At 72.2% G+C, this 26,478-nt stretch carries 24 protein-coding genes and 2 pseudogenes; 17 read left to right on the plus strand and 9 right to left on the minus strand.

What is annotated here, in order from left to right:
* The first annotated feature begins 297 nt into the window (after window positions 1–297).
* The 5 genes from RM446_RS06540 to RM446_RS06560 all read left to right on the plus strand — a co-directional run bounded on the left by RM446_RS06540 (window position 298) and on the right by RM446_RS06560 (window position 4,580).
* Entirely contained in the window at window positions 298–1,320 is a 1,023-nt protein-coding gene (locus RM446_RS06540) for a CPBP family intramembrane glutamic endopeptidase (protein WP_311544242.1), read from the plus strand.
* 5 nt (window positions 1,321–1,325) lie between these two features.
* Window positions 1,326–2,510, plus strand: coding sequence for a sensor histidine kinase (locus RM446_RS06545; RefSeq protein ID WP_311544243.1), 1,185 nt, complete (start codon window positions 1,326–1,328; stop codon window positions 2,508–2,510).
* Window positions 2,507–3,112: a response regulator transcription factor gene (locus RM446_RS06550; RefSeq protein WP_311544244.1), complete on the plus strand. Its 606-nt coding sequence runs from the start codon at window positions 2,507–2,509 to the stop codon at window positions 3,110–3,112. The genes RM446_RS06545 and RM446_RS06550 overlap by 4 nt, the downstream gene beginning before the upstream one ends.
* Before the next feature lie 151 nt (window positions 3,113–3,263).
* A complete protein-coding gene (locus tag RM446_RS06555) occupies window positions 3,264–3,926 on the plus strand; it encodes a hypothetical protein (protein ID WP_311544474.1) in 663 nt (220 codons plus the stop codon).
* A gap of 309 nt (window positions 3,927–4,235) precedes the next feature.
* A complete protein-coding gene (locus tag RM446_RS06560; RefSeq protein ID WP_311544245.1) occupies window positions 4,236–4,580 on the plus strand; it encodes a VOC family protein in 345 nt (114 codons plus the stop codon).
* A 234-nt stretch (window positions 4,581–4,814) separates the two neighbouring features.
* On the opposite strand, the gene RM446_RS06565 is transcribed toward RM446_RS06560, so the two are convergent.
* Window positions 4,815–5,915 (minus strand): oxidoreductase, encoded by a 1,101-nt coding sequence (locus RM446_RS06565; RefSeq protein WP_311544246.1) that lies wholly within the window; start codon window positions 5,913–5,915, stop codon window positions 4,815–4,817.
* Window positions 5,916–6,003: 88 nt separating this feature from the next.
* Here RM446_RS06565 and RM446_RS06570 point away from each other — a divergent pair, with 88 nt between their 5' ends.
* Window positions 6,004–6,384 carry a MerR family transcriptional regulator gene (locus RM446_RS06570; protein WP_311544247.1) on the plus strand — a complete coding sequence of 127 codons (381 nt, stop codon included), beginning with the start codon at window positions 6,004–6,006 and terminating at the stop codon, window positions 6,382–6,384.
* Between the two features lie 124 nt (window positions 6,385–6,508).
* Here the strand turns inward: RM446_RS06570 and RM446_RS06575 are convergent, their stop codons facing one another.
* On the minus strand, window positions 6,509–7,540 hold the full coding sequence (locus RM446_RS06575; RefSeq protein WP_311544248.1) for a LacI family DNA-binding transcriptional regulator: 1,032 nt from the start codon (window positions 7,538–7,540) through the stop codon (window positions 6,509–6,511).
* Between the two features lie 249 nt (window positions 7,541–7,789).
* Between RM446_RS06575 and RM446_RS06580 the strand changes: the two genes are divergently transcribed.
* From RM446_RS06580 to RM446_RS06605, 6 genes and pseudogenes are all read left to right on the plus strand, one after another.
* On the plus strand, window positions 7,790–9,610 hold the full coding sequence (locus tag RM446_RS06580; RefSeq protein ID WP_311544249.1) for a glycoside hydrolase family 2 protein: 1,821 nt from the start codon (window positions 7,790–7,792) through the stop codon (window positions 9,608–9,610).
* Window positions 9,611–9,936: 326 nt separating this feature from the next.
* Complete coding sequence (locus RM446_RS06585) at window positions 9,937–11,313, plus strand: extracellular solute-binding protein (RefSeq protein WP_311544250.1); 1,377 nt, start codon at window positions 9,937–9,939, stop codon at window positions 11,311–11,313.
* The gene (locus tag RM446_RS06590) at window positions 11,313–12,260 is read left to right on the plus strand and encodes a carbohydrate ABC transporter permease (protein ID WP_311544251.1); all 948 of its coding nucleotides are present in this window, start codon (window positions 11,313–11,315) and stop codon (window positions 12,258–12,260) included. The genes RM446_RS06585 and RM446_RS06590 overlap by 1 nt, the downstream gene beginning before the upstream one ends.
* A 1-nt stretch (window position 12,261) precedes the next feature.
* Window positions 12,262–13,182 (plus strand): carbohydrate ABC transporter permease, encoded by a 921-nt coding sequence (locus RM446_RS06595; RefSeq protein ID WP_311544252.1) that lies wholly within the window; start codon window positions 12,262–12,264, stop codon window positions 13,180–13,182.
* Between the two features lie 166 nt (window positions 13,183–13,348).
* Window positions 13,349–14,260, plus strand: a pseudogene (locus RM446_RS06600) (MBL fold metallo-hydrolase); the annotation flags it as partial.
* A gap of 33 nt (window positions 14,261–14,293) precedes the next feature.
* Complete coding sequence (locus RM446_RS06605) at window positions 14,294–14,488, plus strand: alkyl sulfatase C-terminal domain-containing protein (protein ID WP_398694675.1); 195 nt, start codon at window positions 14,294–14,296, stop codon at window positions 14,486–14,488.
* A gap of 16 nt (window positions 14,489–14,504) precedes the next feature.
* Here RM446_RS06605 and RM446_RS06610 read toward each other — a convergent pair whose 3' ends face one another.
* Window positions 14,505–15,506 (minus strand): DUF389 domain-containing protein, encoded by a 1,002-nt coding sequence (locus RM446_RS06610; protein WP_311544253.1) that lies wholly within the window; start codon window positions 15,504–15,506, stop codon window positions 14,505–14,507.
* A gap of 684 nt (window positions 15,507–16,190) precedes the next feature.
* On the opposite strand from RM446_RS06610, the gene RM446_RS06615 reads away from it, so the two are divergent.
* Window positions 16,191–17,654 (plus strand): PepSY-associated TM helix domain-containing protein, encoded by a 1,464-nt coding sequence (locus tag RM446_RS06615; RefSeq protein WP_311544254.1) that lies wholly within the window; start codon window positions 16,191–16,193, stop codon window positions 17,652–17,654.
* Window positions 17,655–17,763: 109 nt separating this feature from the next.
* On the opposite strand, the gene RM446_RS06620 is transcribed toward RM446_RS06615, so the two are convergent.
* Window positions 17,764–18,411: a TetR/AcrR family transcriptional regulator gene (locus RM446_RS06620; protein WP_311544255.1), complete on the minus strand. Its 648-nt coding sequence runs from the start codon at window positions 18,409–18,411 to the stop codon at window positions 17,764–17,766.
* Between the two features lie 265 nt (window positions 18,412–18,676).
* Here RM446_RS06620 and RM446_RS06625 point away from each other — a divergent pair, with 265 nt between their 5' ends.
* The 3 genes and pseudogenes from RM446_RS06625 (at window position 18,677) to RM446_RS06635 (ending at window position 21,049) form a co-directional block, all read left to right on the plus strand.
* On the plus strand, window positions 18,677–19,939 hold the full coding sequence (locus RM446_RS06625; protein WP_311544256.1) for an FAD-dependent oxidoreductase: 1,263 nt from the start codon (window positions 18,677–18,679) through the stop codon (window positions 19,937–19,939).
* 99 nt (window positions 19,940–20,038) lie between these two features.
* Window positions 20,039–20,560, plus strand: a pseudogene (locus tag RM446_RS06630) (GrpB family protein); the annotation flags it as partial.
* Window positions 20,561–20,638: 78 nt separating this feature from the next.
* Window positions 20,639–21,049, plus strand: a complete 411-nt coding sequence (locus RM446_RS06635) for a RidA family protein (protein ID WP_311544476.1) — start codon at window positions 20,639–20,641, stop codon at window positions 21,047–21,049.
* Between the two features lie 41 nt (window positions 21,050–21,090).
* Here RM446_RS06635 and RM446_RS06640 read toward each other — a convergent pair whose 3' ends face one another.
* The 4 genes from RM446_RS06640 to RM446_RS06655 all read right to left on the minus strand — a co-directional run bounded on the left by RM446_RS06640 (window position 21,091) and on the right by RM446_RS06655 (window position 23,306).
* Window positions 21,091–21,483: a VOC family protein gene (locus tag RM446_RS06640; protein WP_311544257.1), complete on the minus strand. Its 393-nt coding sequence runs from the start codon at window positions 21,481–21,483 to the stop codon at window positions 21,091–21,093.
* Window positions 21,480–21,848 carry an ArsR/SmtB family transcription factor gene (locus RM446_RS06645; protein WP_311544259.1) on the minus strand — a complete coding sequence of 123 codons (369 nt, stop codon included), beginning with the start codon at window positions 21,846–21,848 and terminating at the stop codon, window positions 21,480–21,482. Before RM446_RS06645 ends, RM446_RS06640 begins: the two co-directional genes overlap by 4 nt.
* Window positions 21,849–22,017: 169 nt before the next feature.
* The gene (locus tag RM446_RS06650) at window positions 22,018–22,659 is read right to left on the minus strand and encodes a hypothetical protein (RefSeq protein ID WP_311544262.1); all 642 of its coding nucleotides are present in this window, start codon (window positions 22,657–22,659) and stop codon (window positions 22,018–22,020) included.
* A 197-nt stretch (window positions 22,660–22,856) separates the two neighbouring features.
* Window positions 22,857–23,306, minus strand: coding sequence for a hypothetical protein (locus tag RM446_RS06655; RefSeq protein WP_311544263.1), 450 nt, complete (start codon window positions 23,304–23,306; stop codon window positions 22,857–22,859).
* Between the two features lie 173 nt (window positions 23,307–23,479).
* Between RM446_RS06655 and RM446_RS06660 the strand changes: the two genes are divergently transcribed.
* A complete protein-coding gene (locus tag RM446_RS06660) occupies window positions 23,480–24,241 on the plus strand; it encodes a helix-turn-helix domain-containing protein (protein WP_311544264.1) in 762 nt (253 codons plus the stop codon).
* A 57-nt stretch (window positions 24,242–24,298) separates the two neighbouring features.
* On the opposite strand, the gene RM446_RS06665 is transcribed toward RM446_RS06660, so the two are convergent.
* Window positions 24,299–25,075, minus strand: coding sequence for a hypothetical protein (locus RM446_RS06665; RefSeq protein ID WP_311544265.1), 777 nt, complete (start codon window positions 25,073–25,075; stop codon window positions 24,299–24,301).
* Window positions 25,076–26,478: the final 1,403 nt, after the last annotated feature.

The following is a 26,478-nucleotide window of genomic DNA, read 5'->3' on the forward strand; positions in this document are numbered from 1 at the left end:
ATGCCAAGCGTCTGCTTGAGGAGTTGTCTCAGGAAGGTTACGACGTTACTCGGCTCTTGCCTTCCCCGGCAGCGTAATCCCAGTTCAGCGGTGACGTACAGGCCATTTTGGGAATAGATCAACGGTGGTGTGCCGACGTCACCCCCGACCCGCCGGATCCGCAATGTCCGCACCCCGGCTGCGGACGAGAACACCGGTCGTGCATGACATCTGTCATGGCCGACCCGTGCAGGGCACGGAGGAAATCCGTGACCGGTGACACTCAGTCACGACCGCGCTCCGATCTAGGTTCGGAGCATGAACCCCGACGCCGACCGCCTCCTCTCGCCACCGCACTCGCGACCGGCCGATGCGGCCCTGCCGACCGATCCGGACCCGGACGGCCGCGGTCCGCGACCGGTTCCGCCGGGCGTGGAATACCACCGCGTCCTCGCCGGTGACAAGCGCCGCATCGGGCGGGGCGTCCTCGCGATCGTGCTCGTGATCGCCGGGATGGCCGTCTTCAGCTTCGCCGCGTCCCAGGCCGCCGCCTTCGTCGACACGCAGCTGGGCAGGACCAACCCGGCGAGCGGGGGCACCGACTACACGCCGCTTTACCACGGTGCGACCATGTTCTCGCTCGCCCTCCTCATCCCCTGGAGCATGCTCGTCCAGCGGTGGCTCTACGGTGTGCGGGGCGCGTCGCTGCACTCGGTGGTGTCGCGCTTCCGGTTCGACGTGTTCGGCCGGGCACTGCTGTTCATCGGCCCCGTCTGGCTGATCGCCGTCCTGGTCCTGAACGCCTCGACGCCCCCCGAGCAGACCCACTGGCCGGTCGCCGACCTGGTCGGCATCTTCGCCGCAACCCTCCTGCTGACGCCCCTGCAGTCGGCAGGCGAGGAGTACGGCCTGCGCGGACTCGTCTTCCGGGTCGCCGGGAGCTGGAGCCGCGGGCCGCGCACGGCGCTGGTCGTCGGCGTCCTCGTCTCAAGCCTGGTGTTCACCCTGATCCACGGCGCAGCCGATCCGTGGATCAACCTCTGGTACTTCACGCTCGCCGTCAGCCTGGCGGTCATCACCTGGCGCACCGGCGGCATCGAAACCGCGGCCGTCATGCATGCGCTGCTCAACACGCTCACGTTCCTCTTCGCCACCGCCCTGCACATCGACATCGGCACCTCCGTCGCCGACCGGTCGGCCGGGACCGGATCGGCCGTCCTGCTCGTGCCCACCCTCACCGCCGCTGCGATCGCGGCGGTGGTGTGGCTGCGCACACGCACGACGGGGCCCGCCCTGACCCCCGCGGACCCCCGGCCTGCACGGACCCCCGCGGCACAATGAGGGGCATGAGCGATTGGACGCAGGTCGGCGCGCACCGGTTCGAGACCTACGTGCGCTGGTCGGCCTACGTCGCCGTCTCGATCCCGGCCGGCACCCTCCTCCGGAGCCTGCTGGAGGCCGGCCGGCTCACCGGAGTACCCCTCGGCGTGTGGGTCGCGGCGTTCGTGCTCTTGCCCGCCCTGGTCGTCGGGAACGTGCTCGTCACTAACCGGAGCATCGACACCGTCGCCGGGCGCGCACGACGGCTCCCCGTCGGCGGTGCCGTCGCATGGGCGCTGGCCCTCGCGGCCTTCGTCGCCGTGACCTTCATGCTCCCCCTCCCCGCGATGGGCGTGACGGTCGCGGCGGCGATCGGTTCGGCCGCAGCGAGCCTCGTACCCGTTCTCGACGCGCGCCGGACGCTGCTGCTGAACGCGGCGGCCGTCGTCCTCGCCGTTCCGCTCGTGGGCGTCGCGAACATCGCGCTCCTGCTGGTGGGGGCGGCCGTGATCAGCGGTGCGCTGTGGATCTGCTGGTCGAGCGCGTGGATGCTGCGGGTGCTGCTGGAGCTGCAGGCGGCGCACGAGACCCGCGCCGCGCTCGCCCTCGCGAACGAGCGCCTGCGCATCGCGCGCGACCTCCACGACGTGTTCGGCCGGACCCTGGCGACGATCGCGGTCAAGAGCTCGTTGGCCTCCGAGCTCGTCCGCCGCGACCACGGCGAACGGGCGGCGGAGGAGATCACCGAGGTCCGGCGCCTCGCAGAGGAGGCGGGCACCGAGGTCCGCCACGTCGTGCGCGGCGAGCTCCGCACCACCTGGGACGACGAGGTGTCGGGCGCGCGGTCGCTGCTGGAGTCGGCCGGCATTCGCTGCACGGTGACCGGCGACCCTGTACCCGAGCGCTGCGCCGAGGCGCTGGGACGGGTCGTGCGCGAAGGTGTCACGAACCTGCTGCGCCACGCCGCGGCCACACAGGTCACGCTCGCGACCGCCGACGAGGACGGTGCGGTGCTCCTCACGATCGCCAACGACGGCGTCGGGCCCGCGCAGCCCGCCGCAGCGGACGGGCGGGCCGCCGGCGCCGGTACGGGCCTGAGCTCGATGTCCGAGCGGATCCGCGCACTCGGCGGGAGCCTCACCGCGCACCGCGACGGCACCTGGTTCCTGCTTGAGGCCGCAATCCCGCTCCCGAAGGAAGAGCCCGCATGACACGCATCCTCGTCGCCGACGACGAACACCTCATCCGCGACGCCATCGCCGGCCTGCTCGACCTCGAGGACGGCTTCGAGGTCGTCGGCCGGGCGGCCTCCGGCGACGAGGCGCTGGCCACGGCCCTGCGCATCCGCCCCGACGTGGCACTGCTCGACCTGCAGCTGCCCGGGCCCGACGGCATCGAGGTGGCGCGGAGGCTCGCCGCGGAGCTGCCGGACTGCCGCTGCATCATCGTGACCTCGCACGGCCGCCCCGGCTACCTGAAGTCGGCACTGGCCGCGGGCGTGCGCGGGTTCCTGCCCAAGACCGTCTCCTCCCGCACGTTCGCCGAGGTCGTGCGCAACGTCGCGGGCGGCGGGCGCTATGTCGACCCGGCACTCGCGGCCGAGGCGATCAGCGCGGGCGACTCACCGCTCAGCCCGCGCGAGTCCGACGTCCTCGCGCTGGCCCGCGACGGGGCGCCCGTCGACGAGATCGCCCGGCGCGTCTCGCTTTCCCGGGGGACCGTGCGCAACCACCTCGCGGCCGCCATCGCGAAGCTCGACGCCGCGAACCGGCACGAGGCCGCGCGCATCGCCGCAGGGCACGGCTGGATCTGAGCGAAGCCCTCCCCCGTCCCGGTACGCCCGCGGGCTCCGCCGGGACCGCAGCGCAGCCGTCTGATCACCGAAGAGCCCCCGTCCGCCCGGCCGACTTCGGCTCCGCCGAGTCCGCCGATGCGTCTACCGCGTGATGAATCAGGAGTCCGAGATGTTCGAGGAGTGGCGGCGGCGCCGCGCCGCACAACGCGTCAAGCCCGGGAACGGGCGTCCGCTGAAGCCGTTCCGCTGGTGGCAGCCGGCTTCCCGTGCGCTGTTCTACCTTCCGCTGAGGAGCGACGGCGGCCGAGAGGCGGTGTATGCCGTCGACGTCAGCTATGTGCAGCGGATCTTCTCCGAGGACGGCAAGGGCAAGGCCCACCTGTACCTCGACGGCAGGCACCACGCCGAGTCCAAGCTCCCCGCCGCCTTTCCCGTCCCGGGCGGAACGATCGACGTGGTGCCGACGGCCTTCGGCCTCCGGCGCTGCCACTACGTCACCGCCGCGGGGGCCGAGCGCCAGCTCGTCCCCGATCAGCGCTCCGGCGAAGGGCGCCGCGCGCGCCTCGCCCGCGAGCACCCCGCGCTGAGCCGCGGCATCGGGCTCCTCTCGCTCGCCCTCCTCCTCGTCCCGCTCCTTCTCCTCATTCCGCAGATCCTCGAAGCGGCCTTTCAGCTGCCGCCGGTCACCCGGCGCTTCGGGACCTTCACCTCGCCCGTCCATCTACCGGTATGGCTCAACGTCGCGCTCGCGCTCGGTGCCGCGGCGGCCAGCGTGGAGCGCGCGATGCGCCTTCGGTACAACTGGCTGCTCGACTCCGCGGCGCAGGGGTGAGGGACGGCTAGCCCGGTCGGTGAACGCGGCGTCGTGCGCGGACGGCGGCCGCAGCTGCCCCCTCGTCCGGCACTCCGCCACCGGGTCCGGCGCGGCCGCCGCCTTCGGGCGGGGACGGCGCGTGCGCCGCCCCCGCGGGCTCGATTGCGGGCGATAGCGGCCGGCGTCCTGGGCACCGGCAAGGGCCTCGGTGCGGTGCTTCCGGGTGACCTCCCGCAGTCCGGCCCGGAGAAGCAGGGCGCCATTCTGCGATGAGTCCGGGGCACGGGCGCGGTCTAGACTCCGTCGCGCACGAGAGGAGATATCCGGGTGGACTTGTACAGCGTCATGGCGGTCAGCGACCGGACCGCGTCACTGGAATGGTTCGGGGTGTTCTTCGGGCGCCCGGCTGACGAGGTCATGGGCGAGGAGCACCTGTGGCAGGTCGGCGAGAACGCGTGGGTCGTCGTCGACGAACGGGACGGGCGGGCCAAAGAGGTGGGCGCAGCCGTGGTCACGCTCGGTGTGACCGGCCTCGACGACATCCTCGCCCGCCTCGCCGCGCACGGGATCGGCCACGAACCGGTGGAGACCTACGGCAACGGCGTGCGCCACGTCGTCGTGCTGGACCCGGATGGCAACAGCATCTCGCTCGCCGAGGCGCCCAACGACTAGACCGCAGGAAGGTGCGACCGCTCCACCGCGGCGCGTCGTCGGCGGACGGCCCGAGTCTCACGGCACGTCGCGCGCGGTCCGCCCATACGCCTCGGCGGCTCGGCCTGTGCCGAAGCTCCGGGGAATACGGCGGGGGCGAGAATGAGCGCCGATACGGCGATGCGGGGGGCGATCCGGGGGAAGCGCAATTCCACTCCCCGCCTCCCCACGCGCGAACATCCTCGCCCCCACCGGTCAGTAGCGGTACGGCCGGTAGGTGAGGTAGCCGTCGTCGCCGCCTTCGTAGTAGACCGCCGGATCCGCCTCATCGAGGGGGAGGTCCGCGCGCAGGCGCTCCACCAGGTCCGGATTGGCCAGGAACGCCCGCCCGAAGGAGATCAGGTCGGCCCCGAGGTCGAGCCAGTGGTCCGCACCCTTGCGGTCGGCGGGTTCGGGCCCCATCGGGAAGGCCGGGTTGACGATCAGCGTGCCCGGCCATGCGCTCCGCAGACCGACCAGGGTCTGCTCGTCGGTGGTGGCCTCAAGGTGCACGTAGGCGAGCCCGAGGGGCGCGAGCGCGGCGAGCAGCGCGCCGTACAGCTCGGGCACCTCAGTCTCGACCGCGTCCCACAGCCCGGCGCCGGGTGAGATCCGGATGCCGACCCGATCCGGGCCGATCGCCGCGGCGGTGGCGGTCGCGGCTTCGACGGCGAAGCGGATCCGCCCGGCGATCGAGCCGCCGTAGCCGTCCGTGCGGAGGTTGGCGCTGGTGGAGAGGAACTGCCCGATCAGGTAGCCGTTCGCGCCGTGCAGTTCCACCCCGTCGAACCCGGCGGCGACGGCGCGTTCGGCGGCGCGGGCGTAGGAGAGCGCCTCGTTGCCGGCCTCCTCGGTGGTGAGCGCGCGCGGAACGGGCACCGGCTGCGGCCCGCTCGGGGTGAAGACGGACGCGTCGCGGGCGGCCACCGCCGACGGTCCGACCGCCTGGAGGCCGGTGGTGTCGGGGTGGCTGATCCGCCCGCCGTGCATGATCTGGGCGAAGATCCGCCCGCCGTTGGTGTGCACGGCGGAGGTGACCTGCCGCCACGAATCCGTCTGCTCGTCGGTGTGGAGCCCGGGGGTGAACGGGTTGGACTGGCCCACCCGGTTGGGCTGGATGCCTTCACTCACGATCAGGCCGGCGGACGCCCGCTGGGCGTAGTAGGCGGCCATGGAGGCCGTGGCCAGCCCGGCGGCGTTGGACCGCACCCGCGTCATGGGCGCCATGACGATGCGGTTGGGCATCCGGAGCCCGCCGAGGGCGGCGCTCTCGAAGAGGGAGGGGGCGAGTGTGGCGGTTGCGGTGCGGTTGCTCATGCCGAGAGCGTAGGGTCTGACACTGACGTCAGAGGCAAGGGTGAGATATTGTGGCGTGGGCCACGGAGCACAGCGGCGGGAGGCGGCGATGAGAATCGGCGAACTGGCGAAGCGGACGGGTGCCAGCGTCCGGTCGCTGCGGTACTACGAGGAGCAGAGGCTGCTCCGCAGCGACCGCAGCCCCAGCGGCCAGCGGCTGTATGCGGAGTCCGACGTGGACCGGATCCTGCTGGTGCGGCGGCTGTTCGCCGCCGGGCTCTCCAGCCGGATCATCGCCGAACTGCTTCCTTGTGTCGACAGGCCGAGCTGGGAGACCGCCCACGAGGCATGGAGGCGCCTCGTCGAGGAACGCGAGCGCCTGGACGCCCATATCGCCGAACTGGTGCGCACCCGCGACTCCCTCGACGAGGTGATCGCCGAGAACCGGGAGCACGTCGCCGCCTTCGCGTCCGCGGCGTCGCGCGGATAGAACCCCGTTGATCTTGTAGCTATCGTAAAGGAAAGCGATTTCCAGTGACGATAGCTACAAGATCAACGGTGCTGTGCTGACGGAAGCGTGTCGGACCGCGTTCCGGGATGGGCCACCGCATTCCTCATCCCGTCCCGCCCGTGCTTTCGCGGACGACCAGGGTGTGGCCGATGACGACCTCCTCCACCGCTTGGGGCGCCGTCGAAGGCCGGTCGGCGCTGATCGCGCGGAGCAGCAGCCGGACCGCCTCGCGGGCCAGTTGCGGCTTGTCCGGTGCGACCGTGGTCAGGCTGGGGATGGCGAACCGGCCGGCGGTGACGTCGTCGAAGCCCACCACGGCGACGTCCTCGGGCACCCGCACCCCGGCGGTGTGCAGGGCGCGGACGGCGCCCAGGGCGAGCAGGTCGTTCAGGCACAGCAGCGCGTCCGGGGGCTCGGGCTCGGCCATGAGCGCTGCGGCCAGGTCGGCGCCGTCCTGCCAGTGGAAGCGGCGCGCCGACCGCACCAGCGCGGGGTCGTAGTCGAGCCCGTGCGCCCGTACCGCCTCGCTGTAGCCACGGGTGCGCAGCTCGGCCGTCCCGGTCGGGCGCGGCGGACGCCCCCCGACGACCGCGATGCGTCGCCGCCCCCGCTCCAGCAGGTGCTCGGTCGCCTCGCGCGCCGCCGCGACGTTGTCGATCGCCGCGTGGTCGTGGCGGCCCGGCAGGGACACCTCGCCCAGCAGCACCACGGGAAGGCGGGCGCTGTAAGCGCTCAGGTCGTCGTCGTCCATGGCGAGCGGGCTGAAAATGACGCCGTCGACGAAGTCGGTGCCGAATCCGTCCAGGGCGGCGGCTTCGCGCTCGCGCTGGGCCTCGGTCTGGTGCACCAGGACCGTTCGGGAGTGGCGCTCGGCCTCGCGGATGACGAGGTCGGACAGCTCGGCGAAGTAGCCGAGGTCGAGTTCGGGGATGACCAGGGCGATCACCCCGGACTCGCCGCGTCGGAGCTGGCGCCCCGCCAAGTTGACCCGGTAGCCGAGCTCGGCGACGGCCGCCTCCACCGCGGCGCGCGTTTTGGCGGTGACGTGCGGATAGTCGTTGATGACGTTGGAGACCGTCTTCTCCGACACCCCCGCTCGCCGAGCTACGTCCTTGATGCGCGGCCTGCTGCCCACGTCCACCTCCGATCGGGGCCATCCTAGTGAGCCCGCCCCGGGCGGCCTGCATGCCGAGCCGCTCGCCCGGCGAGCGCCGGGCGAGCGCGCGGCGACCGCGCAGCACCCCATTTACATCGATGGAAAAGCGTGCTGACATGGTCTGCGCGAATGGTGAGCCGTGCCCGCGCGGCGCAGCTCGCCAGTGCCGACGCATGTTGTACGAGACGAGCCCGGGCCACGACCCCACGAGACGACGAGGAGGAGCGCGTGCCACCTCACGGCTCCACACCGCCCCGCCCTGAATACCCGCGTCCCCAGTTCACCCGGCCGGACTGGCTGTGCCTGAACGGCACGTGGGGCTTCGAGATCGACCGCGCCGACACCGGGCTGGAGCGCGGCCTGCGCGATGCCGTGCCGAGCGGTGAGATCACCGTTCCCTTCTGCCCGGAGTCGGCACTGTCGGGTGTCGGGGACACCGACTTCCTGGAGGCGGTGTGGTACCGGCGCAGCGTGCGCATCCCGCGGGAGTGGGCCGGCCGGCGGGCGCTGCTGCACTTCCAGGCGGTCGACTACGACACGACGGTGTGGGTGAACGGAGTCGAGGTCGCCCGGCACCGCGGCGGGTTCACCCCGTTCACGGCCGACCTGCACGGCGCCGCAGCGCCGGGCGAAGAGGCCGTGATCGTCGTGCGCGCCCGCGACTCCCGGCACGGTCCGCAGGCACGCGGCAAGCAGGCGACCTGGTACGCCAACACCGGGTGCCACTACACGCGCACCACCGGGATCTGGCAGACCGTGTGGCTGGAGCCGGTCCCCGAGGTCCACCTGCGGCGCCCGCGCATCACCCCCGACCCGGCCAACGGCGCCTTCCACCTGCGGATGCCGCTGTCAGGCGTGCGCGAAGGGCAGCGGGTGCGCGCGGTACTGACCGACGCCGAGGGCGAGGTCGCCGCCGCCGAGGTGCGCGCCGACCGCGATCCCGCACCGCAGCTGAGCCTGGCCGTCCCCGCGGAACGCCGGCGGGAGTGGTCCCCGCAGGACCCGCACCTCTACGGGCTGCGCCTGGAGCTCATCGGCGCCGACGGCGAGGTCGCCGACCGCGCCGAGTCCTACGCGGGCCTGCGGTCGGTCTCAGTGCAGGGCAGGGCCGTACTGATCAACGGGCGTCGGGTCTTTCAGCGGCTGGTGCTGGACCAGGGCTACTACCCCGACGGCCTGATGACCGCGCCCGACGAGGCGTCGCTGGTCGGCGACATCGAACTGGGCCTGCGGGCCGGCTTCAACGGCGCCCGCCTGCACCAGAAGGTGTTCGAGGAACGCTACCTCTACCACGCCGACCGCCTGGGCTACCTGGTCTGGGGCGAGTTCGCCGACTGGGGCTGCAACGTCGGCGGCTCCGACTCCGGTGCGAACCAGCAGCCCGACGCCTCCTACGTCTCCCAGTGGCTGGAGGCCGTCGAGCGCGACTACTCCCACCCCAGCGTCGTGGGCTGGTGCCCGCTCAACGAGACCTTCCAGCACCTGCACGACCGCACCGCGCCTCTCGACGACGTCACTCGCGCGATGTTCCTGGCCACCAAGGCGCTCGACCCCTCGCGCCCGGTGGTGGACTCCTCGGGCTACTCCCACCGCGTGACCGAGGCCGACGTCTACGACTCCCACAGCTACGAGCAGGACCCCCAGGCGTTCCGCGAGCAGATGGGCGGCCTGGCCCGGGGGGAGCCGCACGTGAACCGGGCCGCCTCGGGCGCGGCGTGGTCGGTCGGATACCGGGGACAGCCCTACTTCTGCAGCGAGTTCGGCGGCATCCGATGGGATCCGGACGCACCGCGCGGCGAAGGGTCGTGGGGCTACGGCAGCGACCCGGCCACACCGGAGGAGTTCCACGCGCGGTTCAGCGGGCTGGTCGGGGTCCTGCTCGACGACCCGGAGATGTTCGGCTACTGCTACACCCAGCTCACCGACGTATTCCAGGAGCGCAACGGGATCTACCGGTTCGACCGCGGCGAGAAGCTGGACACCGCGCGCATCGCCGACGCGCAACGGCGTGCGGCCGCCTTCGAGAAGAGCGGTCCCTCCCGAGGCTGAGCGCGCCTGCGGCGCGGTCCCGGCCGCGCCCGCCCGGGCGCCTCGCCACTGGGACCGGCCCGCGGCCCCCGAACCCCGTCGATCTTGTAGCTATCGTCACTGGAAATCGCTTTCCTTCACGATAGCTACAAGATCAACGGGGATGTGCGGAGCCCGGGCCTCTTTACAGCTCTTGTACATCGTTGTAAAACTGGCTAGCGCTGTAACGGGAGTCACACCGGAGCCGTACCGGCCGTCCTCGGCCCGCTGGCGACGGTGCGCCCCGGCGCCGGTCCCACGGCGCCGTCGGCGAGTCGAGCCGAACCCCCCGAACTAGGAGGTCGTCGATGCCCCATCCACCAGGCGGCGCCGAAGGCCCGGGCCGTTCCCGTCCGGGCCCGGGCCGCCCCACCCGCCGCCAAGTGCTGCGCGGCGGCATGATCGGCGCCGGCGCGCTGGCTCTGGGCGCTTCGGCGCTGGGCTGCGGCGCACCCCTGTCCACCGGTTCCGACGCGACACGGGTGCGGTTCTGGAGCCTGTTCCAGGGCGGCGACGGCGCGCGCGTGCAGACCATGCTCAGCGATGTGCACAAGCAGGCGCCGGGCCTGCGGGTGGAGCCGACCACGCTGGCGTGGGGCCCGCCCTACTACACCAAGCTCGCCATGGCCTCGGTGGGCGGGCGCGCGCCCGAGACGGCGATCATGCACATGTCGCGGCTGCCGGGCTATGCCCCCGGCGGGCTGCTGGAGCCCTTCGACCTCGACCTGCTCGCCGAGTTCCAGGTCACACCCGATGACTTCGTGCCCGACCTGTGGCGCCGCGGCCGCTACGACGGGCACTCCTACGCCGTCCCGCTGGACACCCACCCCTTCATCGCCTTCTACGACACCGCGATGGCCGACGAGGCCGGCCTGCTCGACTCCTCGGGCGCGCTGCGGGCCTTCGAGTCCGACGAGGACTTCATCGCGGCCTCGCACGAGCTGGCCCGCGCCAGCGGCGCAAACGGCGTCGCGTTCGGCCACGTCAACGACGACGCGCAGGGCTGGCGGCTGTTCTGGAACCTGTATCGGCAGACCGGCGCGGACATGCGGCTGCCCGAGGGCGGACCGGCCGAGTTCGACCGCGACGCGGCACTGCGCGCCTACACCTTCCTCGCCGGGCTCTTCGACGGCGAGCACTCCGCGGCCGACCTGGACTACCAGACGGCGCTGGCCGCCTTCAGCGACGGACGCGCGGGCATGCTCTTCACCGGCGAGTGGGAGCTGCCGTACCTGGCCGAGGCCGTCGAGAACCTGGGCGCGGCGCCCTTCCCCACGGTCTTCGAAGAGCCCGGCAGCTACGCCGACTCCCACTCCTTCGTGCTGCCCCGCCAGTCCGCGTCCGATCCCGAGCGGGTCCGCGCGGCCCACCGGTTCGTCGCGCTGATGGTGCGCAACAGCCTGACCTGGGGCAAGGCCGGCCACGTGCCCGCCTACGTTCCGGTCGCCGACTCCGACGCCTACCGCGCGCTGGAACCGCAGTCCGACTACGCGGCCGCCGGCGAGACACCCGTACTCGACCCCGAGGCGTGGTTCGCCGGCGCCGGGTCGAAGTTCCAGTCGGACATGAGCGAGACGGTGCGCACGGCGCTCAGCGGGTCCGGCCCCGAGGCGGCGGTGGAGCAGCTCGACCGCGCACTGGCCTCGTGGGTCACCAGGCCCAATCCGTCGAAAGGGGACATGTGATGAGCGCGCCCGCGACGGCGGCGGCCCGCCCCGCCTCCCCCGAGTCCCCTCCGTGCGCCGCCGGCGGCGCACGGGGACCACTCCGGCGCGCGGCCGACTCCGGCTGGGCGTTCCTGGTGCCGTTCGTGGCGGTGTATGCGGCGTTCCTCGTCTGGCCCCTGCTCAACGGCCTGTGGATGAGCTTCACCGACAGCACCCTCAACGGCGGCGGCGGCGACTTCGTCGGAGTGGCCAACTACGCCGAGGCGCTCGGCGACCCGCTGGTGTGGAAGACGCTGGGCAACACCGCGTTCTTCACCCTCATCACCACGGTCCCGCTCGTGCTGGTCGCCCTGGCAATGGCGGTCCTGGTGCACGCGGGCCTGCCGGGGCAGTGGCTGTGGCGGCTGTCGTTCTTCCTGCCGTTCCTGCTGCCCGTGGCGACCGTGGCGCTGGTGTGGAAGTACCTCTATGTCGGCGACTTCGGCCTGCTCAACCAGGCCCTGGGCGCCCTCGGCTCCGAGGGGCTGGGGTGGCTGACCGACGAGAACGTGGCGATGTGGTCGATCGCCGCCACCACGGTCTGGTGGACGGTCGGGTTCAACTTCCTGCTGTACCTGGCGGCCCTGCAGTCGATCCCGGACCACCTCTACGAGGCTGCCACCCTCGACGGCGCCGGCGCTTGGGCCCGGCTGCGGTTCGTGACCGTTCCGCAGCTGCGCAACACCACCGGGGTGGTCCTGCTGCTACAGGTCCTCGCCTCGCTGAAGGTCTTCGACCAGATCTACCTGCTGACCATGGGCGGTCCCGGCGACTCGACGCGCTCGCTCCTGCTCTACGTCTACGACGTGGGGTTCACCGGCTACCGGTTCGGCTACAGCGCGGCCGTCTCCTACATCTTCCTGGCGATCGTCGTCGCGGTCGCCGTGGCACAGCTCTGGTTCGCATCGTCGCGCAGGAGGGCCTGACATGTCCGTGCAGACCATCACCCCCCTCTCCGAGCGCCGGTCCGCGCGCGCCGACCGCGCCCGCGAGCGCGCGCGGCAGCGCACGCTGATCCTGGGCGGCGGGAAGCTCCCCCGCGTCGCGGCGATGTCGGCGCTGGTCGTCATGGCCGCCGTCTGGCTGGTGCCGATGCTGTGGGCGCTGGCGACGTCGTTCAAGACCGAGCAGGACGCGGTGTCGCTGCCGCTCAGCCTGGTACCCGAGTCCGGCTTCACCCTGGAGCAGTACCGCAGCCTGTTCGCCGCGGGCGACGTCCAGCTGTGGATGTTCAACAGCCTGCTCGTCGCCGTGCTCGTCACCGTGTTCACCCTCGCGGTCTCGGCGCCGGCCGCCTTCGCCATGTCGCGCATGGCATTCCGTGGGCGCGCGGCGCTGATCGCCCTGACGGTCGCGGCGATCGTGGTGCCGCCGCAGCTGCTCATCGTCCCGCTGTTCGAGCAGATGGTGGCGATGAACCTGGTCGACACCTACGCGGCCGTGATCCTGCCGCAGCTGGTGATGCCGATCATCGTGTTCATCCTGAAGCGGTTCTTCGACGCCGTGCCGCGCGAGCTCGACGACGCGGCGCGCATCGACGGCGCGTCGTACTGGCGGCTGTTCGCCACCGTGATCCTGCCGCTGTCGCGGCCGATTCTGGCGGCGGCGTCGATCTTCGTGTTCATCACCGCCTGGAACAACTACCTCTGGCCGTTCATCGCCACCACCGACCCGGCGCTGATGACCCTGCCCGTGGGCATCCCCAACGTGCTGAACTCCTACGGCAGCTTCTACGCCGCCCAAATGGCCTCGTCCATGGTCGCCGCGGCACCCATGGTCGCCGTCTTCCTGCTGTTCCAGCGCCACATCGTCCGCAGCGTCGCCACGACCGGGCTCGGCGGCCAGTGACGGCGGGGCGGCGGCGCGGCCCCTGCCGTGCGGCGCGTTCCACTACACGAAGGCGTGTTGACCACCGCTTGGCCCTAGCGCGGGGCCGCGGCGGGTAGCTGCCGGTACAGATCCCGTGCGGCCGCGATCGTCCGTGCGGGCCGACGCCGCAGCACAGGAGGGTCCGATGGAACACGCCGCCGGAACCGGGGGCAGGACCGCGGGCGTGCCCCGACCGACCCGGTCGGGGGACGCCCGCGCGAGCACGACGGGGCCGTCGCCGGACGACACCGCCGACCTCGACGACGCCCTCCGCGGGCGGATCGCGCCGGCACCGCAGCACGTCGCGGGCAGCGACGGCGGCACCGCGTGGAACCTCCGGGACTACTCTTTCCTCCTGGACGGCGACGACGCGGGCCCTTCGACCGTCCATCCGCACCTGTGGCGCCAGAGCCGGCTGACCGCCGTCAACGGCCTGTTCGAGGTCGTCGAGGGCATCTACCAGGTACGCGGCATGGACCTGTCCAACATGACGCTCGTCGAAGGGCGTGAGGGCGTCGTCGTAATCGACCCGCTGGTGTCCGAGGAGGTCGCCGCCGCGGCCCTGGCGCTGTACCGCGAGCACCGCTCCGCGCGCCCGGTCACCGCCGTCGTCTACACCCATCCGCACCTGGATCACTTCGGCGGCGTGCTCGGGGTCGTCGACGAGGCCGACGTCGCCTCCGGGAGGGTCCCGGTGGTGGCCCCGGAGCACTTCATGGAACACGCCGTGTCGGAGAACGTCTACGCGGGCACGGCGATGATCCGGCGCGGGATGTACTTCGCCGCCTTCAGTCTGGAGGCGGGCCCCGAGGGCCGTGTCGGGATGGGCCTGGGAGTCGGCACCTCGCAGGGCCGCGTGGGCCTCGTCCCGCCGACGGTGGAGATCACCCGCACCGGCCAGGAGGAGGTCCTCGACGGGGTCCGGTTCGTCTTCCAGATGACGCCGGGGACCGAGGCGCCGGCGGAGATGAACTTCCACCTGCCCGGCAGCCGGGCGCTGTGCACGGCGGAGAACGCCTGCCACACGCTGCACAACCTGCTCACCCTCCGGGGCGCCGGCGAGCACCACCGGGCCCTGCTCTCCAACGGCGTGCTGATCCACTACCCCGACCCCGCAGGCGGCACGGCGGACCTGTCTGTGACCCTGCCCCTGCACCGGCTGGCGGGGGTACTCGCGACGGGCGACATCGACGGGGTGCAGCACGAGGGCGACGCGGGGGTGCTCCGCCGGCTGGCGTCCGTCCTGGACGAGCCGCGCCCCGACTTCCCGATCGTCACACCCTGACCGGCGCACCCGGCGGTCAGTCCCCGACCGTTCCGGCGTCGATGCGCGCGCCGTAGGTCGTCTCGACCACCAGGCCCAGCCCGTCGGGCAGCTCCGCCCGCAGGTCCGCCAGGAGCGGGGCGACCGGAGGCGGAGAGCCCTGGACGCGGACCTCGATGTGCAGCGTCGTCGAGGCCGTGTACACGTGTGTCACCGAGGCGTTCGGCCGATGCGCGACCCACCGGTCGGCCGCGGCCTCGGCCCGTTCCGTCCACACCGAGAGCAGCACGGTTGCGACGGAGTGGGCGGCCAGAACCGTGAACACGGCCGCGAACAACCCGCCCAGAACGAGGCGCGCCCTGCGTTCGGCGCGCTGGTCGCGCGTCTGCGCGGGGGTTCCGTAGCCCGCGGCCGCGAAGATCAGCATGCCCGCGAAGACCAGCGCGAGCAGGTTCGACAGGAACAGCACACCCGCCCCGGCGGCCAGCAGCGCCGCGCCCTGGCCCAGGCATACGCCCGCCACCACCAGGGGAGGCACGAGCGAGATCGCGATGGCCACCCCCGGCAGGACGGCGGCGACATCGCGGCGGGACAGGGCCACCGCGCCGGCCGCGCCGGTCGCCAGGGCGGAGACGAGGTCCAGGAGCCCGGGCGAGGTGCGCCCCGCGACCTCGCTGTTGTCCAGCAGGTCGTAAGAGGCGGGTATCACGGCCGCGAAGACCACGCCGACGCCGATCACGAGGAGGCACCCGAGGAAGACCGTCTTCACCGCTCCGGTCCGGCTCTGGCGCACGATCCCCAGAGCGATCCCCATGATCGGCGTGGACAGGGGCGCGATGATCATCGCGCCGATCACCGTGGCCGTGGAATCGGTCAGCACTCCACCGGCCGCGATGATCGCCGAAAGCGTGAGCATCGTCCAGAACGCCGAGCTCTTGGCTCGGCTGTCGCCCGCGGAAAGGTCGAGGTCCTGCACCAGGTCGTCCGATGTGCGCAACTGCGATGCGACGAGCACGCGTTCGAGGATTCCGCTGAGCATGGGTCCGAGTATCGCGACCGCTCCTCGCAGCACTCCGGCGACACGGCGCGGTGCCGGTCATCGGACCGGGCGATCCGCTCCTAGGATGCGCGTGCGCGCCTGCGCTGCGCCCGGCCGCCCGTCCGCCCGTCCGCCGGGGCGCCGGATCGGCGCCGAGGCCGCAGGTGGGGGTTGCGGGTGTGCTGTTGCGCATGTTTCAGGCGTCCGGGATCCCGGCGCGCGCCGGGTGCGTCGCGCCGGGTCGGCGGTTCCGGCCGCGGATTCGCACTGATGGCGGCGGAATCCGCGCCGCCCTCGCGAAACGGACGATCGGTGAGCATGTTCCCGAGGTAGCCGGTTTGTCACCATAAGTGGTTTCATGGCCCCGACCGATGCGGCAGCCACATCCCCCCTCCATCCCCCCATTTCGCCATCCCCCTTCCCCCCTCCGGCGCGGCTCGGTCCTCCGGCGTCCTGCCCCGGACGCTGCGCGCCGCCGCCATCCCCCCGCGGAACCGCCGCAAGCGGTCCCGGCGCATGCGCGCGTCCGCAGGCAGCAGGCAGGACGCCGATTCCGCCGGAACTCATCCGCCTTCACGAACGACCTGCATGAGGAGAAACCCCACCTTCGGCGCGGCCTCGCGCTCGGGGCGCGCCGAGCGCCCTCGAAACGGCCGCGCCCACGACGAGAGGAGAACGGCCCACATGGGACGGAAAACCGACACGCCCGCTCAGGACGTGCCCCCCTCGGGATCCGACCATCGCAGGGCATGGGCGGCACTGCGCCCGCTGGTGCTGCGCCTGCACTTCTACGCCGGGGTGTTCATCGCCCCCTTCATCCTGGTCGCCGCCGTCTCGGGGCTGCTGTACGTCTGGACACCCCAGATCGAGCAGGCGGTCTTCGCCGAGCAGCTGCGAGTGGCGCCCTCGGGCGACTCCCTCGCGCTCAGCGAGCAGGTGGGGATCGCCGAGGCGGAGCTGCCCGACGCGGAGCTCGACGCGGTCCGCCCGGCCACCGCGGAGGAGGACTCCACCCGGGTGCTGTTCAACGTGCCCGAGCTGGAGGGCAGCCACCGGATGACCGTGTTCGTCGACCCCCACGGCGGCGAGGTCCTCGGCGTGATGGAGACCTACGGCACCAGCGGCGCCCTCCCCGTCCGCACCTGGACCGACATGCTGCACCGCAGCCTGCACATGGGCGACTTCGGGCGCCACTACAGCGAGCTGGCGGCGAGCTGGATGTGGCTGGTCGCGCTGGGCGGCGTCGTGCTGTGGGTGTCGCGCAGGTGGCGCGCGGGCGGCGGCGTGCGCGGGGTGCTGGTACCCGGCGCGGGGACGTCACGGGGCCGCGGGCGGTCGATGTCGGTCCACGGCGCCACCGGCCTGTGGCTGCTGCTCGGCCTGCTGTTCCTGTCCGCGACCGGCATGACCTGGTCGCAGTACGCCGGCGCGAACATCAGCGACCTGCGGGAGCGGCTCGCCTGGAGCACGCCCGTCGTTTCGACGGAGGCACCCGCCGACTCCGGCGACGCGGGCGCGAACGCCGGCGGCGACGCCGGGGTCGACTCCGTCCTGGCCGGCGCCCGCGAGGCCGGTTTGGACGGCCCCGTCGAGGTCGTCATGCCGGAGGACGGCGCTTCCACGTACGTGGTGAACCAGGTCGACCGCAGCTGGCCCACACGGGTGGACTCGGCGGCGGTGTCCGCGGAGACCGCCGAGGTCACCGACGTCGTCCGGTTCGCCGACTACCCCCTGATGGCCAAGCTCAGCAGGTGGGGCATCGACGCGCACATGGGCGTGCTCTTCGGCCTGCCCAACCAGCTGCTGCTCACCGCCCTGGCCGGCGGCCTGATCACGGTGATCGTCATGGGCTACCGCATGTGGTGGCAGCGGCGGCCGACCCGGTCGGGCGCGCTGGGCGTCGGGCGCCCCTTTCCGCGCGGCTCGTTCCGCGCCCTTCCTCTGGGCTACAAGCTCGCGGTCGTCGTCCTGCTGGCGCTGATCGGCGGCGCCGTGCCGCTGTTGGGCGTGACGCTGCTGCTGTTCTTGACCGTGGACGTGCTGCTGGGGTGGCGCGCCCGGGCGAGGAGCCCGCGCACGCCGGGCCCGGACGCGCGGCGCGAGGACGCCGAGGACCTGCAGGAGGCGGCGGTTCCGCCGCAGCACTGACCGGTCCGCGGCGCGGCCTCTCGGCGCCGCGGCCTGCTCGCGCCCGCGGCGCGGGGAAGCCGCGGCGCCCATCGGGCGCTGTCGCTCTCCGTACGCTCCCTCGACCCGGTCAGGGGTGGCGCGCGTGCTCGGGCAGGTCGCCCGTCAGGTAGCTCTGCAGGTTCGGGGCCAGCAGGGCCACCAGGTCGTCGAAGTCGAGCGAGGCCACCGGCTCGACGCCTACCACGTGGCGGGCCACCGCTACCCCGACCAGGTGCGTGCCGGCCAGCACTGCCCGCAGGTGCGGCCTGTCGTCTCCCAGCTGCTCGGCGACCCCTCCCAGGATGCGCGCCTGCAGGAAGTCGCGCATCAGGTCCGCAGTCTGCTCGGTGGTCAGAGCGGTGCGCATCATCGCCTTCAGCGCCGGCGCGGTCTCCGGCTCCTCCCACAGGCCCAGGTACGCGCGCGCGAACCGCTCGCCCAGGTCTTCGGGATCACCCTCGAACGACTGCTGGAGGCGGCGCAGCATCTCACCGGGGAGCGCCAGCGTCGCGGCGAACAGCTGATCCTTGGTGCCGTAGAAGTGCCGCACCAGGGCGGGGTCGACGCCCGCTTGGGCCGCGATGCCGCGGAACGTCGCGCCGGTGTAGCCCTTGTCGGCGAACTGCTCGCGCGCCGCGGCCAGAATCGCCTCCTTGGTGCCGCTGCGCCCGGGCCTGCGCCCGCCGGGCCGCCTGTCGGCCCCATCGGCGTCCCCCTCGGCGTCCCCTGTGGTCATGACCCCTCCTCCGATTTCCATACATGGGGAATTCTAGCCCGACCAGGAGCATCGTCCGACTCCGGACTCTCGTCCGCCCATCACAACTCCACGAGTGTTGACATCTACACTCGTGGAATTCTACGTTTGTGGAGATCGGTCGATGCCGATCGGAAGGCGCGCCCGGCCGACGCCGGGCCGCGGGCCCCTCGGGCCGGAAGGCCGGAAGGCCGGAAGGCCGGAAGGACCCGCGCGCCGCTCGCATCGAGAACGAGGGAGTTCACAGATGAGCGAGACGACCACCTGCGCGATCATCGGCGGCGGACCCGCCGGCATGATGCTGGGCCTGCTACTGGCCCGCGCCGGTGTGCAGGTCACGGTGCTGGAGAAGCACGCCGACTTCCTGCGTGACTTCCGCGGCGACACGGTCCACCCCACGACGACCCGCCTACTGGACGACCTGGGCCTCGGCGAGCGCTTCGCCGCCCTGCCGCACAGCAAGGTCGAGCAGGTGGCCTTCGACGGCGCCGGCGGGCGGAAGCTGGTATTGGGCGACTTCCGCCGACTGCGGCTGGACCACCCCTACATCGCGATGGTCCCGCAGTGGGACCTGCTCAACCTGCTCGCCGAGGCCGGAGCCGAGGAGCCGTCCTTCGCGCTGCGCATGAGCACCGCGGCCACCGGCCTGCTGCACGAGGGCGGCCGGGTCGCCGGCGTCCGCTACGAGGGACCCGGCGGTCCCGGCGAGCTGCGCGCCGACCTGACCGTCGCCTGCGACGGCCGCTGGTCGATGGCGCGCGGCCACTCCCGCCTGACCGTGCGCGAGTACCCCGTCGCCTTCGATGCCTGGTGGTTCCGCGTGCCCGTCCGGGGTGAGGCGCCCCCCGCCCTGGTTCCGCGCTTCGGCAACGGCAAGTTCCTCGTCCCGATCCCCCGCACGGACTACCTGCAGATGGCCTACCTGGGCCCCAAGGGCACCGACGCCGACCTGCGCGCCCGCGGCATCGAGGCGCTGCGCGGCGACGTCGTGCAGCTGATGCCCGAACTGGCCGATACCGTGGACGGCCTGAAGTCCATGGACGACGTCAAGCACCTGGACGTGCGGCTGGACCGGCTGCGCCGCTGGCACACCGACGGCCTGCTGTGCATCGGCGACGCCGCGCACGCCATGTCGCCCCTGGGCGGGGTGGGCATCAACCTCGCCGTCCAGGACGCCGTGGCCGCCGCGACCCTGCTCGCCGGGCCGCTCGGCGCCGGCCGGGTCACCGACCGGACCCTGGACTCGGTCCGCCGCCGGCGCCTCCTGCCCACCGCGGTGACCCAGACCCTGCAGCGGGTGCTGCACAGGCGCGTGCTGGGACCGGTCCTGGCGGGTCGGCGCCCCTCGCCGCCGAAGCTGCTGCAGTCCGCGGTCACGGCGATACCGCAGCTTTCGGCGATACCGGCGTACCTGGTCGGCGTGGGTGTGCGTCCCGAGCGGGCGCCCGCGTTCGCTCGGCGCCCGTCGCGGTCCGCCGGCCCGGCCGCGAGGAACGGCGAGGACACGTAGGCGCGGCCGCCCCGCCGCCGAGCGCACCGTCGGCTCGACCACTGCCGCCACGTACGGGCTCCTCCGCCGCAGCCGCCGGCCCGGCGCTAAGGTGGCGCGGTGAGTGATGATCCGCCCGCATGGGCTTGCGAGTCGGCCGAGGTCGCCGCCTACGACCCCCGCTGGCCCGTCCGGGCCGCCGCTGAGCGAGCCCGCCTCTTCGAGCTCCTGGCGCCGTGGTTGGCCGACGGCGTCGAGCACGTCGGATCCACGGCTGTCCCCGGACTCGCGGCCAAACCGATCGTGGACCTGGCGGCCTCCGTCGGCGACCCGGACACCGCTGCCGACCGGGCGGCGGAGCGCCTGGCCGCCGACGGCTGGCGCGGTGTCCCACCGGAGCTGGACCAACGGCCGTGGCGGCGCTTCTTCGTCAAGCCAGACGCCGCGGGCCGGCGGCGCGAAGCCCATCTGCACCTGATCCGGGCAGGGCACCCGCGGTGGGCCGAGCAGATCGCCTTCCGCGACGCGCTGCGCGCCGACGACCGGCTCGCGCAACGCTACGCGGATCTGAAACGCCGCCTGGCCGGGCGGCACGGCAACGATCGCGAGGCGTATACAGAGGGGAAGAGTGCATTCGTGGCACGCGTTCTCGACGAGCCGGGACATCCCGACGACGGTTCGGAAGGCGGCGCCCCTGCGCGGTCCGGCGCCGGCGTGCGGCTGGTCCGCGACGGCACGCTCACGACGGCGGTGGACTACGCCTACGCCGCATCCGCGGATCTGGCGGACGGGTCCGGGCGGCCGGTGCGCGCGGTCTGGACGGCGGGCGCCTGTCCGCTGGACGCCGACGGCCGTACGGTCGCGGCCGGCGACGCCGCCGCCCAGGCCCACCAGGTGATGGTCAACCTGCGCCAGGCGCTGAGCAGCGCCGGAGCCTCGCTGGAGGACGTCGTCAAGACGACCGTCTACGTGGCGTCGTCCGAGCGGGCCGACCTGGTCGGCGCGTGGCAGGTCGTGCGCGAGCACATGGGCGGCCACGACGCTCCGAGTACGCTCCTGGGCGTCGCCGTCCTGGGCTACCCGGACCAGCTGGTGGAGGTCGAGGCGGTGGCCGTCGTCGCCGAGGAGTAGCGGCCGACCGAGGGCTGGGCTGACTGGCGCCCATAAGCGAACTAGCCCGCGTGGTGGGCGATCTGGATGAGGTTGCCGCAGGTGTCGTCCAGCACGGCCGTGGTCACCGGCCCCATGTCGACGGGCTCCTGGGTGAAGCGCACGCCGAGCCCGCGCAGCCGCTCGTACTCGGCGTCGACGTCGTCGACGGCGAACGAGGTGAACGGGATGCCGTCGGCGACCAGCGCCTCCTTGAACGGCTTCGCCGCCGGGTGGCCGCTGGGTTCGAGCAGCAGCTCGGTGCCGTCGGGGTCCTGCGGGGAGACCACGGTCAGCCACCGGTCCTCGCCCCCCATGGGGACGTCGTGCTTCTTCACGAAGCCGAGCACGTCGGTGTAGAACCGCAGCGCCTTCTCCTGGTCGTCGACGAACACGCTCGTCAGGTTGATCCTCATGTCGGTCCCTCTGTCCCATCTGAATCCGCGCTTGTGCCGGAACGGCCCCCGACGTGCCCGCCGGGCCTCGTGAGCCATCGCTCGACGATCGGTTCGAGTGGCCCTGTGTCGATGTAGTGGAACTTGTACCGGCCCTCGCGCCTGGTCTCGACCAGGCCCGCATCCTCCAGAACGTCGAGATGCTGCGAGGTCGCCTGCCGCGACGAACCGATCCCGTGCTTGGTGGAAAGCCGGGCGCAGATCTCGAAAAGGGTCTGGCCGTTGCGTTCGGTCAGCTCGTCGAGGATGGTCCGCCGCGTGGGGTCGGCCAAGGCCTTGAATATGTCTCCCACGCTCGAACACGTTAGGCAAGTTGATACTTGCATGTCAAGGTTCATCCAGGTTCGCGCCGCCGCCCCCTCCACCTGCACGTCACGCCCGCGCCTGTCGGGCGCGGAGCTGCCGCATCACCACCGAAGGGGAGCGGGGCCGCCCGCCGGCACCGACGCCGTTGCCGTCCGCGGCGTCCTCGGCGAGCGGGCCCGCCCCCGCCCCTCACGCCGGGACCGCGACCCCCAGTTCCTCGGCATGGGCCCTGCGGCAGTGCTTGCTGCAGTAGCCGTAGACGTCACCCGCGTACTCCAGGGTGATCGCGGAGTCGTCCAATGTGACGACCATGCTGCACACAGGGCAGTGCACCGTCCCCGGCTCCGGACCCGCAACGGGCCCCCGGCCCGCCACGGACTCGCGCCAGGTACCCGTGAACAGCTGCGAGATCGCCTCGGCGCCCATCACCCGGCCGTCCAGCCCCAGCGTCCCTTCGCGGACACCGTGCACCTCGACCCACACCTGCGGCTCGTCCCCGGCCCCCAGGACGTCCCGCACGGTGGTGGCGACGATGCGGTTGTAGCGCTCGACGAACTCCCCCGCGACCTCCTTGACCCAGGGGGACGGGATACGCACCCGCACCGCGTAGCGCCGGGGCCAGTCGGCGTCGACCGTGTGCTCCCCGGCGACCCACGTCAGCGGCTCGTGCACGACGACCTGCGTGTACGCGCGCGAGTTCTGCTCGACGGACTCGGGGTGGTACTCGCCCCGGTTCACCCCGTCGTCCAACTCCACCAGTCGCTTGGCCAGCAGCGCCCGGCGCTCGGCACCCAGGGCGCCCTGAGGTGCGAAAACCTCGATGAACAGCATTCCTGAACTCCCTCTCTCTTCCGCCGACTCCCGGATACCGCCGTCGATCTTGTAGCTATCGCAAACGGAAATCGTTTTCCTTCACGATGGCTACAAGATCGGCGGGGTTCGGCCCCGGACGGCCGTCGCCAAGGCGCCGTTCCACGCCTCGTACTGGTGGACGTTGGCGACCTTCTCCGCCATGTCGCCGCCTGCACTCATGCGTGGTCCTCGTGCCCGAAGCCCTCGGGCGCGCGGTCCAGGAATGCGCTGACCGAGGCGATGCGCCCGTCCTCGGCGAGCGCCAGCACGTCCGTGCCGGTCGCGAACGACGTGCCGTCGGCGAGCTGGATCTCCCACAGCAGGCGGATCCGGTCGTGGTGCTCCTCCGGTTCGCGCCGGGCTGCGAACGAGGCGGCGCCCGCGTGCTCGATGAACTGCGTGCGGAACGCGATGAGCGGCTCGGCCCCCGACATCACCGCCACGGGCGAGCGGTAGTCGATGTCCTCGGTGAAGGTCCCCGACGCGAGCCTGCGCTGCTCTCCGGCCGGGCTGTTCCAGAACTCCAGGTAGCGGTCGACGGCGGATGCGGTGGCGTCGAAGGCGGTCGGGCCGTCGCCGGCGGCGGCGCCTTCGCCGGCGGTCGTAGTGCCTGTCTCGGTGGTCATGGCGATGCCTTCCCTTCGGATGCGGTGGCCGGCGCCGGTACGGGACCGGCCGTGTGCTCCGAGACTGGCGCCGCCGGTGCGGACCGTCGATAACCCGGGAGGTCATTGCCGCGCCGCCGCGGGTGCGGGAGCGTTGCCGTATGACGGTCACCACCGAGCCGGTAGGAGCCCTGATGCGACGCTGGCGGGAGCACCGGCGGCGCTCCCAGTTGGATGTGTCGGTCGCCGCGGACGTCTCCACCCGCCACCTGAGCTACATCGAGACCGGCCGGGCCAATCCGAGCCGGGAGATGATCGAGCGGCTGTGCGAGGAGCTGGACGTCCCCCTGCGCGAGCGCAACGCGCTGTACCTGGCGGCGGGGTTCGCCCCCGCGCATCCTGAACGCCCTTTCACCGACCTGGGCGCCGCGGGCGACGCCGTGCGTTCGGTCCTGGCCGGCCAGGAGCCGAATCCGGCGCTCGCGGTGAACGTGTGCTGGGAACTCCTCGCGGCGAACCGGGCGATGTCGGCGTTCCTGCACGACGTGCCGCCCGAGCTGACCAGGCCCGCGATCAACGTGCTGCGCGTGACGCTCCACCCCGACGGCCTGGCGCCGCGTATCCGCAACCTGGCCCGGTGGCGCCGCCACGTGCTGCGGCGGGTGCGTCGGCAGCTCGACCGCACCGCCGCGCCGGGATTGGCCGAGCTGCTCGCCGAGCTGGAGGGCTACCCCGATCCCGGACCGGACCGGGTCGAGGACGGACCCGCCTCCGACGCCTCCGACGACCTCGCGGTCCCCATGCGCATGGCGACGGAGTACGGGGACCTCGCCCTGCTCTACACCACCACCGTGTTCGGCTCGCCGCGCGACGTGACCCTGGACGAGATAGCGATCGAGACGTTCTATCCCGCGGATGCCGCGACGGCCCGCCTGCTGCGCGCAATGGAGGAGTGAGCCGCGGACGCGGCGAAACGCCCAGAGGTCCACGCACGGCCTCCCGCGCACAGCGGGCTAGGGATCGGGCCGCCCCGCCGGTTCGGGGACGGTGTCGAGGGTGAATCCGTGGCTCCTGCTGAGCAGGCGCCATTCGGCGACGCTCAGGGCGGTGGCGGTGAGGATGCCGGCCGCGGAGAGGGCGAGGCTGATCCACACGGGTGTGGGCCCCTCCAGCCGGGCCAGCCCGACGACGGCCAGGCCCGTCGACGCGATGGGCGCGCACAGGCACGGGAGCATGGGGTGGACGTCGGCGGCGTTGAAGGCGTGCTTGGCGGCCATGAAGAGCGACCAGAAGACGAACCCGCTGACGAAGCTGCCTCCGGTGAAGACCGCGACGAACGCGATCACCCCCACGTACCACCGGTCCTGTCCCAGGTCCCCGACCAGGCGCATCCCCGACACGGACAGGCCGTACAGCAGCAGGTACGCGCCCGCGAAAAGCACGACGGACACGACGGAGTAGCGCAGGAACCGCCGGAGCAGCTCGGCGCGCACCTGCTGCCCGCGGGCTCGGACCAGGAAGTAGCCGAAGGCGACCAGCAGCGCCGCCAAAGCGGCCGCGACCGACTCCAGCAGGATCCTTCCCGACGTCACGAGCTCCACCGATTCGGTGTCCTCGAAGTGGACGGCCACGCCCACCACCACCACGAAGCCCGCGACTGCGCGGACGGTCTGCAGCCGGTCCAGATTGCCGCCGCCGGCGCCGTCGCGCGCGACGGCCGAGTTGCGCGGCTTGAACATCCGGTCGGCCGCCTTCATCCCCGCCACGATGAACGGCCACATCCACAGCATCGGGATCCCGGCTCCCCCGCAGCCGAACAGGAGCGGCCTTCTGCGCCAGAGGGGTCGCTTGGCGGCCGCCCGGTCGGGGGGAGGCGTCGGGGGTGGCGTGGGTGGGGTCGGGGTCGGGGTCGGGTCCGGCGGGGCGGGGGTGGGCGGCGATGCGGATCGCGGTGCATCGGGGGGATCGACGTGCACGGGGCCTCCGCATACGGCGGTAGGGGTGGGTGCGGACCGGACGGTACCCGGCTCCGGTCGAATTCACCACGCCGAATTCTCACCGGACGCGCCCTGTTTCGCATCCCCCTCGGTAGAAGTACTCCCCTCCCCGCGCGATATATTCCGCTGTCCTCGCAGCAAAGCCGCCGTTCACCGACACCGCGATCATCGGATGTGTGGAGGCCCGTCCGCGAACGGGTGACCGGGGGCCGATCGGAAACGCTCGGCGGAACCCGCGGGCCCCGTGGGTGCATTTCCAGGAGGCCCGCGAGCACCGCCCGCCGACGCGCTGCTTCAGCTCGGGCTCAAGAGTCGGGTCATGACCCCCTGCGACTCCGCGGCGGCGACCGCATTCGACATCGCGGGGATGCGGTCGGGGGCAGCTCTGCGTCGTCCTCCGCCCGATTCCGTGCTTCAGCTTCGTTTCACCGCGACGGAAACCGGCGTCGGTGAGGTTGTGGATTTCGACGATGAAGGATCGTGCCGCCGCCGTTGGCGGTCCCTTCTGTCGTGGCCGGCGAACCGTCGCCCTTTGGACTCTTTGAACCCGTTCGCGGCCAAACAGAGGCCGCCCGGTTTTCTCGCCCGGCAGCGTGCGCCACCGCATTCCCACGGCGATTCCCCGCGGATCCGGGGCGTTGCGGTGCGGCTGTAGTGGCCCACAGGGCGAGGAGGAGGGCGTCGGTGTCGGATGCCGCAAGGAGCCCGGTGGCCGTGGCGGCCCGAAAGGACTGGGCCGCCTCGCCGAACCAGACGGCCCAGCGGAGATAGCGCGCCTGGATCGCGGCGGCCCTGCGGTGTTCGGCGGCGAACTCGGCGGTCCGTCCGATCCGGCGCTCCTGCCGTGCGGCCCGGCGGGCGCGGCATGGGTGCGCGCAGTCCGGGCAGGGGCCGGTCTCACCCGCAATCCCGCTTGTGCCTATTGCAGGAACAGAAACGGCGGAATGGTGCGTTTGCGGGCGCACTTGGACACTGTTCCGGGCTGCTCCGGCGGAGCAGTTCCGGGCGCCTCCGGATCGGCTCGAATTTTCCCCCTGGGAAGCCGGGGAAATGGGACCACCCGGGTGCGGAGTAGCGGTATTCTTGAGCACAGGTTCCCTTCCTTCAGGGTTTTGCAAGGATTGGAGCCTCGGCCCGAGACAGCGTGGGGGAGCACCGTCTCGGGCCTGTGGGGGCCGGGTTCGGCGCCTGGGGCC

Origin of the sequence: Streptomonospora wellingtoniae, from assembly GCF_031845375.1 — a bacterium.
Taxonomy (GTDB): domain Bacteria; phylum Actinomycetota; class Actinomycetes; order Streptosporangiales; family Streptosporangiaceae; genus Streptomonospora; species Streptomonospora wellingtoniae.